Source organism: Pseudomonas sp. Larv2_ips (assembly GCF_963879675.1).
GTDB lineage: Bacteria > Pseudomonadota > Gammaproteobacteria > Pseudomonadales > Pseudomonadaceae > Aquipseudomonas.
Map to the genome: position 1 here is coordinate 38,471 of NZ_CAWOAW010000039.1, position 12,855 is coordinate 51,325.

At 60.0% G+C, this 12,855-nt stretch carries 19 protein-coding genes and 1 pseudogene; 12 read left to right on the forward strand and 8 right to left on the reverse strand.

Translation table 11 applies throughout. The features are described 5' to 3' along the window. Position 1: 1 nt before the first annotated feature. Complete coding sequence (locus AACV02_RS29620) at positions 2–433, reverse strand: DNA methylase (RefSeq protein ID WP_106580142.1); 432 nt, start codon at positions 431–433, stop codon at positions 2–4. A gap of 2 nt (positions 434–435) precedes the next feature. After that, positions 436–648, reverse strand: a complete 213-nt coding sequence (locus AACV02_RS29625) for a hypothetical protein (RefSeq protein WP_119735379.1) — start codon at positions 646–648, stop codon at positions 436–438. Between the two features lie 202 nt (positions 649–850). Between AACV02_RS29625 and AACV02_RS29630 the strand changes: the two genes are divergently transcribed. Both AACV02_RS29630 and AACV02_RS29635 read left to right on the forward strand, forming a co-directional pair. Beyond that, positions 851–1,354: a DUF4142 domain-containing protein gene (locus AACV02_RS29630; protein WP_106580144.1), complete on the forward strand. Its 504-nt coding sequence runs from the start codon at positions 851–853 to the stop codon at positions 1,352–1,354. Between the two features lie 30 nt (positions 1,355–1,384). After that, positions 1,385–1,945 (forward strand): type 1 glutamine amidotransferase domain-containing protein, encoded by a 561-nt coding sequence (locus AACV02_RS29635; protein ID WP_106580145.1) that lies wholly within the window; start codon positions 1,385–1,387, stop codon positions 1,943–1,945. Between the two features lie 60 nt (positions 1,946–2,005). On the opposite strand, the gene AACV02_RS29640 is transcribed toward AACV02_RS29635, so the two are convergent. After that, positions 2,006–2,212: a PLD nuclease N-terminal domain-containing protein gene (locus tag AACV02_RS29640; protein WP_106580146.1), complete on the reverse strand. Its 207-nt coding sequence runs from the start codon at positions 2,210–2,212 to the stop codon at positions 2,006–2,008. Positions 2,213–2,373: 161 nt separating this feature from the next. Here AACV02_RS29640 and AACV02_RS29645 point away from each other — a divergent pair, with 161 nt between their 5' ends. The 4 genes and pseudogenes from AACV02_RS29645 (at position 2,374) to AACV02_RS29660 (ending at position 4,243) form a co-directional block, all read left to right on the forward strand. Then, on the forward strand, positions 2,374–2,931 hold the full coding sequence (locus AACV02_RS29645; protein ID WP_119735380.1) for an ATP-dependent Clp protease proteolytic subunit: 558 nt from the start codon (positions 2,374–2,376) through the stop codon (positions 2,929–2,931). A gap of 189 nt (positions 2,932–3,120) precedes the next feature. Next, positions 3,121–3,597 (forward strand): hemerythrin domain-containing protein, encoded by a 477-nt coding sequence (locus tag AACV02_RS29650; RefSeq protein ID WP_119735381.1) that lies wholly within the window; start codon positions 3,121–3,123, stop codon positions 3,595–3,597. A gap of 170 nt (positions 3,598–3,767) precedes the next feature. Beyond that, positions 3,768–3,878, forward strand: a pseudogene (locus AACV02_RS31065) (KGG domain-containing protein); the annotation flags it as partial. Positions 3,879–3,937: 59 nt separating this feature from the next. Beyond that, positions 3,938–4,243 (forward strand): hypothetical protein, encoded by a 306-nt coding sequence (locus AACV02_RS29660; RefSeq protein ID WP_119735382.1) that lies wholly within the window; start codon positions 3,938–3,940, stop codon positions 4,241–4,243. A gap of 91 nt (positions 4,244–4,334) precedes the next feature. Here the strand turns inward: AACV02_RS29660 and AACV02_RS29665 are convergent, their stop codons facing one another. Then, on the reverse strand, positions 4,335–4,880 hold the full coding sequence (locus tag AACV02_RS29665; RefSeq protein ID WP_119735383.1) for a putative natural product biosynthesis protein: 546 nt from the start codon (positions 4,878–4,880) through the stop codon (positions 4,335–4,337). A gap of 62 nt (positions 4,881–4,942) precedes the next feature. Next, on the reverse strand, positions 4,943–5,326 hold the full coding sequence (locus tag AACV02_RS29670) for a DUF2946 domain-containing protein (RefSeq protein WP_119735384.1): 384 nt from the start codon (positions 5,324–5,326) through the stop codon (positions 4,943–4,945). Positions 5,327–5,505: 179 nt separating this feature from the next. Here AACV02_RS29670 and AACV02_RS29675 point away from each other — a divergent pair, with 179 nt between their 5' ends. The 3 genes from AACV02_RS29675 to AACV02_RS29685 all read left to right on the forward strand — a co-directional run bounded on the left by AACV02_RS29675 (position 5,506) and on the right by AACV02_RS29685 (position 8,631). Beyond that, positions 5,506–6,114, forward strand: coding sequence for an SCO family protein (locus tag AACV02_RS29675; protein WP_119735385.1), 609 nt, complete (start codon positions 5,506–5,508; stop codon positions 6,112–6,114). Then, a complete protein-coding gene (locus AACV02_RS29680; protein WP_106580154.1) occupies positions 6,114–6,581 on the forward strand; it encodes a copper chaperone PCu(A)C in 468 nt (155 codons plus the stop codon). Before AACV02_RS29675 ends, AACV02_RS29680 begins: the two co-directional genes overlap by 1 nt. A 427-nt stretch (positions 6,582–7,008) precedes the next feature. After that, positions 7,009–8,631, forward strand: coding sequence for an argininosuccinate lyase (locus tag AACV02_RS29685; RefSeq protein WP_119735386.1), 1,623 nt, complete (start codon positions 7,009–7,011; stop codon positions 8,629–8,631). Between the two features lie 55 nt (positions 8,632–8,686). Here the strand turns inward: AACV02_RS29685 and AACV02_RS29690 are convergent, their stop codons facing one another. Continuing rightward, entirely contained in the window at positions 8,687–9,901 is a 1,215-nt protein-coding gene (locus tag AACV02_RS29690; protein ID WP_119735387.1) for a cation:dicarboxylate symporter family transporter, read from the reverse strand. On the opposite strand from AACV02_RS29690, the gene AACV02_RS29695 reads away from it, so the two are divergent. Beyond that, positions 9,801–10,094, forward strand: coding sequence for a hypothetical protein (locus tag AACV02_RS29695; RefSeq protein ID WP_177413652.1), 294 nt, complete (start codon positions 9,801–9,803; stop codon positions 10,092–10,094). The genes AACV02_RS29690 and AACV02_RS29695 overlap by 101 nt on opposite strands. Continuing rightward, entirely contained in the window at positions 10,019–10,933 is a 915-nt protein-coding gene (locus AACV02_RS29700) for a LysR family transcriptional regulator (protein WP_106580158.1), read from the forward strand. Before AACV02_RS29695 ends, AACV02_RS29700 begins: the two co-directional genes overlap by 76 nt. Positions 10,934–10,936: 3 nt before the next feature. Here the strand turns inward: AACV02_RS29700 and AACV02_RS29705 are convergent, their stop codons facing one another. Next, positions 10,937–11,266, reverse strand: coding sequence for a DHCW motif cupin fold protein (locus tag AACV02_RS29705; protein ID WP_119735388.1), 330 nt, complete (start codon positions 11,264–11,266; stop codon positions 10,937–10,939). A gap of 140 nt (positions 11,267–11,406) precedes the next feature. Between AACV02_RS29705 and AACV02_RS29710 the strand changes: the two genes are divergently transcribed. After that, positions 11,407–11,925: an HIT family protein gene (locus tag AACV02_RS29710; protein ID WP_119735389.1), complete on the forward strand. Its 519-nt coding sequence runs from the start codon at positions 11,407–11,409 to the stop codon at positions 11,923–11,925. A gap of 302 nt (positions 11,926–12,227) precedes the next feature. Here AACV02_RS29710 and AACV02_RS29715 read toward each other — a convergent pair whose 3' ends face one another. Further along, entirely contained in the window at positions 12,228–12,710 is a 483-nt protein-coding gene (locus AACV02_RS29715; protein WP_119735390.1) for a GNAT family N-acetyltransferase, read from the reverse strand. Between the last annotated feature and the right edge of the window lie 145 nt (positions 12,711–12,855).

The following is a 12,855-nucleotide window of genomic DNA, read 5'->3' on the forward strand; positions in this document are numbered from 1 at the left end:
GTCAAAACAGCACCTTGGCGGCATCGCGCATGAAAATCTCGATGGTCTTGGGCCCGACTCCGGCAAATTCACCCAGGCGCTTTTCGAAGGCCTCACGGTCTTCGCTGGCGCTGCGAATATGGCTGATCTTGCCGCCATACTCGGCATTCAATTTGGCACTCAGGTCGAGCAAACGCTGCGCCGTGGTTTCGTCATAGCGCACGTAATGCGCGCGCCCAAGCATCGACACCAACTCCCTGGAGGTGCAGTGCTGCAACTTGCGCGCGGTATCGCGGCCTTGCTCTTCAACAATCACCTTGTATGCCTGGGCAGCGATCGGCGCCTGAATGCGCTTGCCCATCAGGAAGCTGGCGATAAACCACTTGAACAGGCTGGCGTCGTCTTCAGGCCTTAATTCGATGCCCAACTGCGCAGCCGTAATCGACCTGGCCATGCTCAGTGGCCCAACTTGCGCTCAGCCTTGGCGGCTTGCTCGTTGATGGCGTCCGTTTGGCGTTCGATGTCTTTGATCGACGTGGGCGTCAGCACCTTGTCGACACTTTCAGTTTTTGGGTTCGGGCGTTCCAGCGTGTGGCCCTTGTCGGCTTTGTCGGTGCCTTTTTGGGCGTCTTCGGAACTGATCGGGGTTGGGGTTTTATCGGCAGTCACAGTCTGTCTCCAGGCAGTTGAAGGCCCACAAAAAATAGCAGGCGCTTATGCAGCAGAGCCTGTCGAATTTCGATAGTTCAAGGAAATTGGCATGCATGACCACCGGAGAAAAAACCGCGAATTAATTTAAACCTTTTGCCGAGGCGCCCCCTCAACAGTCAGGTACGGCATCACGCCACTGTCGATTTCAAGGAGATCCACCATGACTACTCTGCTGATGAAACAAATGGGCCTGACCTTTGTGCTGGTTGCAGGCTCGATTTCCACGGCCATGGCCGCAACGTCCAACAGCTTTGTCGACGACGCCGCCCAGGGCGGTATCACCGAGGTGGAAGCCGGCAAGCTGGCCCTGGAAAAAAGCAGCTCGGCCGACGTCAAGACTTTTGCGCAGCACATGGTTACCGACCACACCAAAGCCAATCAGGAACTGACGGCATTGGCGAAAAAGCTGGATATCGAAGTCCCCGATGACGCCGCCCTGACCGATAAGGCCAAAAAAGCCATTCTCGAAATGCGCGACGAGTCGTTCGACAAGGCCTACGCCAACAACCAGGTCGCCGCTCACGAAAAAACCGTCGAATTGTTCCAGAAAGAAGCCGCTTCCTCGGACAACGCCGAGCTGAAGGCCTTCGCCGCCAAGACCCTGCCGACCCTTGAAGCCCACCTGAAAATGGCCAAGGAGCTGCAAGCCAAACACGACCACTAAAACCATCCCTGACCCAGGAGACACTCGACCATGAGTTCGCAACTCAACGGCAAGAAAATCCTCATCATCACTTCCAATACCGGTATCGAACGCGATGAGCTGGTCAAGCCACTGGAAGCGCTGCGCGGTTATGGCGCCACGGTGACTCACGCGTCCAGCAAAGGCGGCACCACTCAGACCTTCGTCGGTGACACCGAGAAGGACAAGACTGTGGAATCCGACGTGCAATTGTCTCAGGTTACAAGCAGCGACTTTGACGCCCTGGTTATCCCGGGCGGCACCGTCAACGCTGACACCTTGCGCCAGGATGCTGCCGCGCTGCGCCTGATCAATGACTTCGTCAAGGCCGGCAAAACCATCGCGGCGATCTGCCACGGGCCATGGACGCTGATCGATGCTGGCGTGATCAAGGGCAAGACCCTGACCTCGTACAAAAGCGTGCGGATCGACCTTGAAAACGCTGGAGCCGCCGGTTGGGTGGATGCCCAGGTCAAGGAATGCAAGGCCAATGGCTGGACCCTGATCACCTCGCGTACCCCGGATGACTTGCCGGCGTTCAACGAAGCGATTGCTAAAGCTGTTGCGGGCTAAACCACCCGCTTGAACGTAAACAGGCGCCCAATGGGCGCCTGTTTGCGGTCTTCAATGGACTCAGCTTTTACGCTGCTCGGCCATTTCACGTTTTGGCCCGAACAAGGCCCAGACAATCAGCCCGAACAGCGGCACGAAAATCAGAATGATCAACCACAGCCCCTTGGTCTCCCAGCCACCGGTGCTGCGCAGTACGACGTTGATCGCCCATAGTTCCAAGATCAGCAGAATCACGGCCAGAATGATCCAGATAGTTTCCAATTGCATAGCTCACCTCCTGAGGTCTATGCATTAGGTCAAGCAGATGGCCTGAGGGTTCCATTCGATTTTCAGCAAGGGCTCACGCCCAACGGTTGCAGCTAATCCTGCGTGACCTTCTAGACTCAACACTGAATCACCTCGCCTGCACTGATTTAAGGAGGTTCAGGATGACCGAGCACGTTATCCACTTTCACTGCCAGATCGACCAGAGCACCACCGAGCGCTTTCGCGACTGTTGCCTGGACGCTATCGGCGAAGGCGCCAGTTCCCTGCTGCTGAACCTGTCGACCACCGGTGGCAGCACCAATTTCGGCTTTACCCTCTACACCTTCCTCAAGGCGTTGCCGGTGCCCTTGTGCGCGATCAACGCGGGCAACATCGAGTCCATGGGCATCATCATGTTCCTGGCGGCGAACCGACGCATCACCACGCCACACTCTCGATTCTTGATCCATCCAATGAACTGGTATTTCAGCCAGAGTTCAGTCGATCACCAGCGTCTGCGGGAATACCTGTCGAGCCTGGATAACGACCTGGCGCGCTATGTGAAAATCTATGAGTTGGAGACTACTCGAGCCGAGACCCAGCTAGACATTTTCAAGTGCCTGTCGGCTGAGGAAAAAGTCATCGCTGCGCATGAATCGCTGGCCTATGGCATCGCCCACGAGGTGCAACAGGTGGTGTTCGCTGAAGACATCAAGCATTGGAAGGTCAGCGGCGCATAGAGGCGGCGTATTGCAATCTGCCGCCTGCCCAACCATGCAAGCTGCACGAATTCGTTGCCTTGCATATCTTCTTATCTCATTGATTAATATAGATTTATTAAATTTTTTCAAGTTGGTACAACTGATGCAACCTCCATGGCACGAGGCGTGCACTTCGACATGCCCGAATGCTATCCGTGAGGTTCCACCATGAATGCAATCGACCTTCTCAAGGCTGACCACGAACGCGTCAAAGCGCTGCTGACCCAACTGAGCGAGTCCACCGAGCGTGGCGTCAAGAAACGCACTGAATTGCTGGCCAAACTCGAGATGGAAATCAGCCTGCACACCCGACTCGAGGAAGAGATCCTTTACCCGGCCTTCCGCAAGGCTGGCGGTAAAGAGCAGGACATCATGTACCACGAAGCCAAGGAAGAGCATCGCACCGTCGATGCCCTGGTGCTGCCCGACCTAAAACAGACCGAGCCGTCCACCACTGAGTTTTCCGGGCGCGTCAAAGTGGTCAAGGAACTGTTGGAGCACCACATCGAAGAAGAAGAATCCGAGATGTTCCCGCAGGCCAAGAAGCTGTTGGGCAAGACCGTGCTCGAAGCCCTTGGCGCAGAAATGGAAGCGATGAAAGCTGCGCACAAGAAAGCCCAGGGCGTCAAGCCGATCGCGGCCTGATGCCCGTTCGTCGCATGGCCACGAACTATTTCAAACTTTGATTTGGATTACGCATTCCCAATTAGGCGACACCGTTGATTCATTCATTGAAGAGGGATTTTGAAATGGCTACCAGCGGAAAAACCACGACAGGGGCAGGCGGTAAAGCCAAGCCAGACACAGCCAAGAAAAGTGGCGGTCAAGGCTCCGGCGGCAATTTTGCCAACGACCGTGAAAAAGCTTCTGAAGCCGGCAAGAAAGGCGGAGCCCACAGCTCCGGCGGCGGCGCCAAGAAGTCTTGATTGAAGCACCACCGGGGCCCGGGTTTCCCGGGCTTCGGCCCACGCAAGGGGATTGAGTCATGAAGACCAGTATTTCCCACAGGATGTTGCTCGTCGTCGGCGTCTCAGCGCTGCTGGCAAGCCCTGCTTTCGCCGCCTTTGGCGATGCCGTCGCCCCCGCCGCGAATTCACTGAGCGGTAACAGCGCAGCAGGTTCTGCTCTGCCGCCAGGCACCTATCCGAGCAGCCCTTCCGACAGCGACAAAAAAACTGAAACGCCACCCAAAGAGAAGGCCTCGACGAGCGGGACTTCACACAAGCAATCCGACGCGAAAAAAACCCAGAAAAAGACGCCGCGCAGCAGCAGCAGCAGCAGCAGCAACTAGCCACTCACAAGGGCCAGGTGAAACGCCTCGCCACCTACCTTGCTCCCAAGGCCACGGCGTGGCCTTGGACCCGCCGCGACCTCCCAGGGACTCAGGGCACCGGCAACCAACCGCTGAAATCACCCTGATGGTTCAACGGGCACCAGCCAAAGTCATCCAGCGGCGCTGGCAATTGCTGATGTTCGACGCCTGCCAACGCGCTGCCCTTCCAATCGAAAATCCTCGCCCCTCGCCACCCCAGAACCACGCCCTGCGCCTGGCTTTGATCGGTAGTGATCCAGCGCGCCGCCGCGGCCGCCATGAAAGCCTCGATGGGCTCCTCATCAATCTGTGATCGATACCCCGAGGCGAGCAGCCAGCGGCAGACGTTGAGGTGGTACGTCCAATCCAGTGGTGGCTGGTTGTGATAGGCCCAGGTCATGAAACTGCGAAACAGGTTCAACCCTTCCGGAGGATCCAGCTTGAGCAAGGCCGGACAGATGTCGAACAAGGTGTGCCAATACGGCAATAAACGCGCATCCAGGTGCACGAAACAGCGCGAATTGCTCGGGTAATCAGGCAGCGTCGGTTCGGCGCGCATACGCCGAGATGCCTTGCTGACCAGGCGACTGGCGCCTGCAGGCAATACAGAGATCATCAAATACACTCACAGTCGTGACGATAGAACGCCTCCTGAACACAGGAGACCCAAGGCACACGTCAGAATGCGGGGGAAGCGCGAGGGTTGGCCGAGGGCCAGGAATAACGCGGCGGCGCTTTGTTGCGCCGCTCATGGGCAGGACGTGGGGCGTGGCCGAGCCCCAACAGCCAGGCCAGCCCGATGAGGAACACGATGGCCACGGTGACGGCAGCGCATACCGGGCAGGCAAAGTAGTTCGAGATGTTGCCAGAAGACGGGTTACCCAACCCTTTGTCGGAAAGTGGCGCCTGGCTGCCGTCCACCGAGCAGAACGCACCGCCAATGCCGTTGAGCTGCTCGCCAAGCATCTGCCCATGGCCCAAACCGCAGACGAACAGGTTCATCAGCACGCAGAAGTACAGGGCCCAGGCGATCAGCGAACGGTCGGGGTGGCTCAATTTCATGGCGGCGACTCTACCACTGAAGCGCCAAAGGGATGAAGCACGGCGCGCCCTGTGGCAGAACGTCGCAGATTACGTGGGCTGGCCTAGGTTGATAGACTGTGCGCCCGCATCATTACTCCTTTTCAAAGCCTGCTATGCCGTTGCAGAGTCATCCAGGCGTTTCACAGGATGCACAGTTGATGAGTACGTTATTCACCCGCCGCAAAGTGCTGACCGGTATGGGCCTGTTGGGCCTGGGCAGCCTGCTGGGCGGCTGTGATTACAGCCCCAAGCTGAACTTCAAGTACGGCAAGGACCTCAGTGACAAGATCATGGGCCGCACCTTCAAGCTCAAGAACACCGACGGTGAAACCGTCACCTTGAGCTCGTTCCGTGGCTTGATGCCGGTGGTGTTCTTCGGCTTTACCCAGTGCCCGGCCGTGTGCCCGACCACTCTGGCCCGCGCCGCCCAGGCCAAGAAGCTGATGGGCCGCGACGGCGAGATCATGCAAGTGGTGTTCATCACCCTCGACCCCGAGCGCGACACCCCGGCGATTCTCGACAAGTACGTCAAGGCCTTCGACCCAAGCTTTGAAGCGCTCTACGGCACCCCGGAAGAAATCGCCGTGGCCGCCAAGGAGTTCGGGATCTTTTATGAAAAGATCCCCGCCGGCGACACCTACACCCTGTCGCACACGGCCACCAGTTTCGTCTTCGACACCCGCGGCAACCTGCGCCTGGGCCTGTCGGCATCCCTTACCGCTAAAGAGTGCGCAGAAGACCTGCTCACCGTCATGGAGGTCTGCTAATGACTGCTGTTCAACACCTCAAGCGCACCCTGATCGGCCTGTCCCTGCTGGGCCTTGCGGCGCACGCCAGTGCCCAGGTGCTGGTGACCGACGCGTGGGTTCGCGCCTCTGTGCCGGGCCAGCCGTCCAGCGGCGCGTTCATGACCGTCACCGCCGACAGCGACAGCAAACTGCTCAGCGTGGCGTCGCCGGTGGCCAAGGACGTGCAGATCCATGAGATGAGCATGAAGGACGACGTGATGCGCATGGGCCCGGTGGACTCGGTCGCCCTGCCTGCGGGCAAGGCGGTCAAGCTCGACCCCAATGGTTACCACGTGATGCTGATGGGCCTGACCGGGCAAATCAAGGAAGGCGACCAAGTGCCGCTGACGCTGACGGTGGAGAACGCCAAAGGCGAGAAACAGTCGATTGAAGTCAAAGCGCCAGCCCGTGGGCTGGACGGTATGGACCACAGCACGATGCACTAAGCCACCTCGTGGCGAACCGCGCTTGTTGCAACGAGCCGGCTTGGCGTGTCGAGCAGCTTGTGGTGGATAGCGGGCTTAGCGTGGCGAGCGGGCTGGCCCCGCGTTGGGCTGCGCAGCGGCCCCAGTCAATCCACCGCAATCCATCAGCAATAACGCGGCGCCTGGTTTCAGGGCCGCTTCGCGCCCCAACGCGGGGCAAGCCCGCTCGCCACAACAGGCCCGCTCGCCACCCCAAGGCCGCTCGCCACGATAAGCTAGCCCAACACAACAAGCCCTTCCCAGCCCACGCCAACGCCATATCCAAAAGCTCTGCCCTCAACACTTTCTATATATTTTCAATCTACAAACAGACCCGATAGCCTGATGTTGACGCGCGCGCCTCACCGCGTTCGACGGCTCATAATTCCAACAATAATCGGGTACCTCTGTGAACACATCTCCCCGCGCCCTCAAAAGTCTGCTTCACCTGGCTGTGGCCTTCGCCCTGTTCCACAGCGTCGGCGCCCAGGCGGCCAACACCGGCGAACTGCCCTGCGCCACCACCGAACAATGCGCGGCCCAGGCGGCCAAAGTCGGTGCCACGCCCGACAGCGCGCAAACCGGGCACAACGCCAAGGGCGACCCGACCCAGACTCAATTCGCCTGGCTGAACCGCATCAACAAAGCCTCGATCGTAATGCTCACCGAAGAAGGCATCGTGGCGCCTGCCATGGGCCAGAAGATCGCCGGTGGCGTGCGTTACGCCATTGCCCAGGCCGACCAGCCCGGCGGCAAGCGCCCCAGCGATGTGCTGCAGTTGGAAAAAATCATGACCGACAAGATCGGCCCTGAAGCCTCATTGATTCACTCCGGCCGCAGCCGCCAGGACATGCTCGCCACCTACCGCCTGGCCGCCCTGCGCAGCCAGGTGCTGGCCTACAGCGAGGCACTGAACGCCACCCGCCTGCGCCTGCTCGACATTGCCGACAAGAACGTCGACACCCTGGTGCCCGCCTACACCAACGGCGTGCAGGCCATGCCCATCAGTTACGCGCATTACCTGCTGGCGTTTGAAGCCGCCTTCGACCGCGATGGCCAGCGCATCCGCGAGCTGTACGCCCGCTTGAACCAGAGCCCGATGGGCACTGCGGTGCTGGCAAACTCGGCTTACCCGCTGAACCGCGAGCGCCTGGCTGAACTGCTGGGCTTTGATGGGGTGCGCGAGAACTCGCTGGATTCGAGCCAGGTGTCGACCTACGACATCCCCATCGAGGCGGCCAACCTGGCGTCATCGTCGGCAATTCGCGTGGGCGCGATGATTGGCGACATTCACACCCAGTACCACCAGATCCGCCCGTGGTTGTTGCTCGATGAAGAAGCCACTTACACCAGCAGCGCCATGCCGCAAAAACGCAACCCGGGCTTGCTGATGCGTGCACGTGAAAGCGCCTCGGACGTGGTCGGCCTGGCCCAGGCCGTGACGCTGCGCGCGCACAACGTCACCACGGGCATGACCGATTACAAGTTTGCCTTCGACTCGCTCGGCGTGTTCCGCTCGACCACCGAAATGTTCGAGGCCATTGACGCGGTACTCGACGCCCTGCAGATTAACCCGCAGCGCGCGCTGGAAGAACTCGAATCGGAATGGACCACCTCGATGGAGCTGGCCGACACCCTGGAGCGCCAATACAAGGTGCCGTTCCGCATCGGTCACAGCTTTGCCTCGTTGATCGTCACCCAAGCGCGCAGCAACGGCACCACGCCGAAGACCTTCGCGTACGCCGATGCGCAGAAGCTGTATAGGCAGGCGGCGGACACGTACAAGTGGACACCGAACACCTTGCCGCTGGATGAAGCGGGCTTGCGAGCCGCGCTGTCGCCGACCACCATGGTGCAGACGCGCAAAGGCACCGGCGGCCCGCAACCGCAGGAGGTCAAGCGCATGCTGGTGGAGGCGCGCAAGACGTTGGAGGGGGATCAGCAGTGGCTCAAGGAGCGACGTGAAAAGCTCAAAGGCGCCGAAGAAAACCTCGACACGGCGTTCGACAAACTGGCCAACACCAACGGTTGAAGCGCATTCCAAAGGTGAGAGCGGGCTTGCTCGCTTCCACCTTTTTGCGCCGGGTTCAGTCTGAAATCGCCATTTGCCGGCGCAACATCTCAGGATCTATCGACTTCTGCCGTCGGCATATCGCCAGGCATGCCACACAGTTGCCCAGCACATTGGTCAGCGAGCGGCATTTCATCAGCCGCTCCACTCCCAGCAATAATCCCACCGCTTCCAGCGGCACCCATTGCAGGATGTTCAAGGTCGCGATCAAGGTGAACAGCGCCGAACCTGCCACGCTGGTCGAACTTAACGAGGTGATCAGGCACACCAGCAACACCGCGACCAATTGCGGCACTGCCATTTCCACCCCGCCCCTGTGCGCCAGAAACATGATGGCCATGGTCAGGTACAGGTTGGTGCCGGCCAGGTTGAAGGTGTAGCCGGTGGTCAAAACAAGCCGCACTAATTGACGGTCACAGCCTGCCGCTTCAAGTTTGCTCACGCAACCAGCAAGTGCTGCCACGGAAGAACCGGTGAAGGCCACCAGTAACAATTCTTCTTTTAAATAAACAATAAGGCTGGGCAACTTGATACCCACCCACCGCGTGATAGCCGCGAACACAATCATCACAAACAAGGCACAGGTTATATAAATAACCAGCACAAACTTTATCAAGGGCACTACCGAACTAACGCCATACTTGCCCACCACAAACGCCATGGCGCCAAAGGCCGCCAACGGCGCCCATTGCAAGATAATCCGCAACAGATAAAACAACCCTTGCACCGCGGTTTCCAAACCGCTCAGGCAGCGATTGGCGAAGGCGCCACCACGCCCCAGCAGCAGCCCGCAGATGATCGCCGCCAGCATCACTTGCAGCACCAGGCTTTGGGTAAACACGTGATAAAGCGTTGACCACGCGCACAGCAGGGACAGCTCAGTCATCCCCAGTGCAGGTGCCGGCGGCGCGGGCAAGGCGCTATACCCGAGGTTGAACGCCCAGCCGGTGGCCATGCCGACCAGCAGCGCAGCGCAGGACATCAATTGGAAATACACAATGATCCGACGCACCACATGCCGCTGACCGGGCGCGCGCTGGATACCCGCAACCCCGGTGGTCACCAATACAAACAGCAGAAACGGCATCAATAAACCGACTAACTTTATAAAGCCGTCACTGAGCAGTTTCATGTCAACTGCCCGCTCTGGATACGCCCAACCCACCGTTATGCCGAGTGCGATGGCAATCAAAATAGACAGGCTTGTGTTGCTGGCGTATCGGATCGACATCAGCGCTCTTGCCTGTTTTTATTTATTGTTATTGTCGTTAACCGCCGCGTTCGGCATATTGACCGCCTGGCCGCTTCTGGCCGCAGATAATAAAGTCTTGTCACGGGATACACCACCATGGAACTTCGTCATCTGCGCTATTTCATCATGGTGGCCGAAGAGCGACATTTCACCCGTGCCGCCGCGCGCCTGAATATGCAGCAACCGCCCCTCAGCCAACAGATTCGCGCCCTCGAACAGGAACTGGGTTTCGACCTGTTCAAGCGCCATCCCAAGGGCGTCGACCTCACCGCCGGCGGCCTGGTGTTTCTCGACGAAGCCCGCGTGATCCTCGCCCGCGTCGAGCACGGCGCGCTCAAGGCCTCCCGTGCTGCCCAGGGCATCGAAGGCACGCTGGTGATCGGTTTTACCAGCTCGGCTGCCGCTCACCCGCTGATCCCGCGCATCATCCGCGCCTACCGCGAGCGCTACCCCGGCGTGGAACTGTCGATCAACGAAGGCAGCGCCCGGGAAGTGACCGAGGACGCCATCGAAAAACGCATCGACATCGGCATCCTGCGCGCGCCGGTCAGCACCCATCAAAGCCTGACATTCCACCGTCTGCTCAACGAAGAAATGCTGCTCGCCCTGCCCACCGGGCATCCCTTGCTCAAAGAACCTGGCAGCACCCTGCCGCTCATCGCGCTCAAGGACGAACGCTTCATCCTGGTCCGCCGCCCCGGCGCGCCGGGCATGTACGCCAACCTGATCACCGCCTGCCAGAACGCCGGGTTCGAACCGAAGATCGCCTTTGAGGTGGAACGCATGCTGACCAACGTCAGCCTGGTAGCGGCTGGCGAAGGCATCTCGGTGGTGCCGGCGTCGATGCGTGATGTGCACCGCGAAAGTGTGGTGTATTGCCGGATCAGCGACGCCAGGCCCAAGCTGCTGGCGCCGATTACCCTGGTGCGGCGCGCGTTCAACCCGTCGGCGCCGCTGCAGAACTTTATTGACCTGGCGCGGGCGTCTGCTGGGGTGTATCGCAAAGGGTGAGGCTCAATCCACGATAAACAGCTTCGCGCCGGTGAGGGTGGATGAGCGATGCCCTTCCATGTCATTGCCCACCTGGTAACTCATCCCGGCCGTGAGGGTGAACTGGCGGCCGTCTTCCAATTGCGTGTGCAATTGCCCTTCCAGACACAGCAACACATGCCCGCGCCAGCACCAGTGATCGGCCAGGTAACCGGGCGTGTATTCGACCATGCGCACACGGGTGGTGCCGAAGTGGCACGTGCGCCACAGGGCATTGCCGGTGACGCCTGGGTGCAGTTCAGGTTCGAGGGTGGACCAGTCGGTGGTGGCAAACGGGACGGCGGTCAGTTGCATGGTGGGCTCGGTCATTATTTAACGTGGCTCGACCCTATCCGCCCGCCACGCGCAGCGGTAGACACAGATCGCCGGCTTTTGTGGGATACAGGAGCTCGCGCTTGTTATCCTGCCCGCCCGGCTCTCATGGACGCGTGCTTATGCCGATCGACCCCGCTTTCATCCTTCACCAAACCGAGCACTGGCGGCTCAATCATCACCTGGCGTCAAAGCTGCCGGGCTACCTGATGCTGGGTGCCAAGACACCAATCGACTCGCTCGCCGACATGCCGGAAGCCGCGCTGGCTGAGCTGGGGGGCTTGCTGGCTAAAACCCAACGGGTGATCGAGGCGCAGCTGCAGCCCAAATGGCTGTACATCAGCCGCTACGGGCACATGCCCGGCTTCCCGCTGCACTTTCACTTCATCCCGGTGTACGACTGGGTCGAGCAGGCGTTTTGGCAGGACCCGCGATACCGCGTGCTGCAACGTTTTGGCACCCAGGAGCCAGCGCAAACGCTGACCGACGGGGCCGAGTTGACGCTGTTTGTGTGGCGCGAGTTCGGCGAAAGCCCAACGCCGCCGGCGGTTCAGGGGGACTCGGTTAAACAGGTGATCGAGCGACTGCGCACGGCCCTTCAAGCCCACCCCCGATCCCCTGTGGGAGCTGTCGAGCTTTAGCGAGGCTGCGAAGGCGGCGGCACTGCCGAAATAATTGTTGCCTGAACCACCGCTTTCGCAGCCTCGCCGCGGCTCGACAGCTCCCACACGGACCGCGTCCATGCCCAGACGTTTCCGAGCTTTCGGTTGATCAGCGGCGCACGCCTCTTCAAGCCCGCCCCCGATCCCCTGTGGGAGCTGTCGAGCTTTAGCGAGGCTGCGAAGGCGGCGGCACTGCTGAAATAATTGTTGCCTGAACCACCGCTTTCGCAGCCTCGCCGGGGCTCGACAGCTCCCACAGCGATCATCGGTGTTAGCCGGAGCTAGTTCGCGTCCTCGGCAACCAGCCGCTTGGTCATCGGTATACACGCCAGTGTCAGCCCCGACGGCGAGTGATACACCGCTTGTTTGTCGCCCGCATAACCGCACGCTCTGTAGAAGCTCGCCGCGTTCAGCGTCGAATCCAGCACGACGTGCTCAATGGCCAGTGCCCGTGCGAGGTTTTCCAAGTGATCAAGCATTGCCTTGCCATACCCGCGTCCGGCAAATTCAGGGAGCACAAACAGCGCGCCCACTTCGTGGTTATCCGGGTCGAGCATCCCGGTGACCACGGGCTCGCCATTCACCCAGCCCAGGTAAAACGGCTTGTCCATCAGCGCGCTGTAGCCGTCTTCGGCGCGGCCGCGGGTCCACAGCAGCATCTGTTCGCGGCTGTAGGCGCCGATGCATTGGCTGCGGATGGCCAACAGGCGAATGTCGAACGCCGCTCGGGCGTCCGCTTGGGTGGCGCGTTTAATCTGCAGCATGCTTCTCTCCGTCCATGACCTCATCGTGCCATTAGCACACTTGTGCTAATCGACCCCTTTGCCCGGCGGCGCTATATTCCACGGCACTTCCAACGCTCCCCCCGGCACCGCACGCCTGTTGCGCGAGGATGCCTTGCACGCTGGA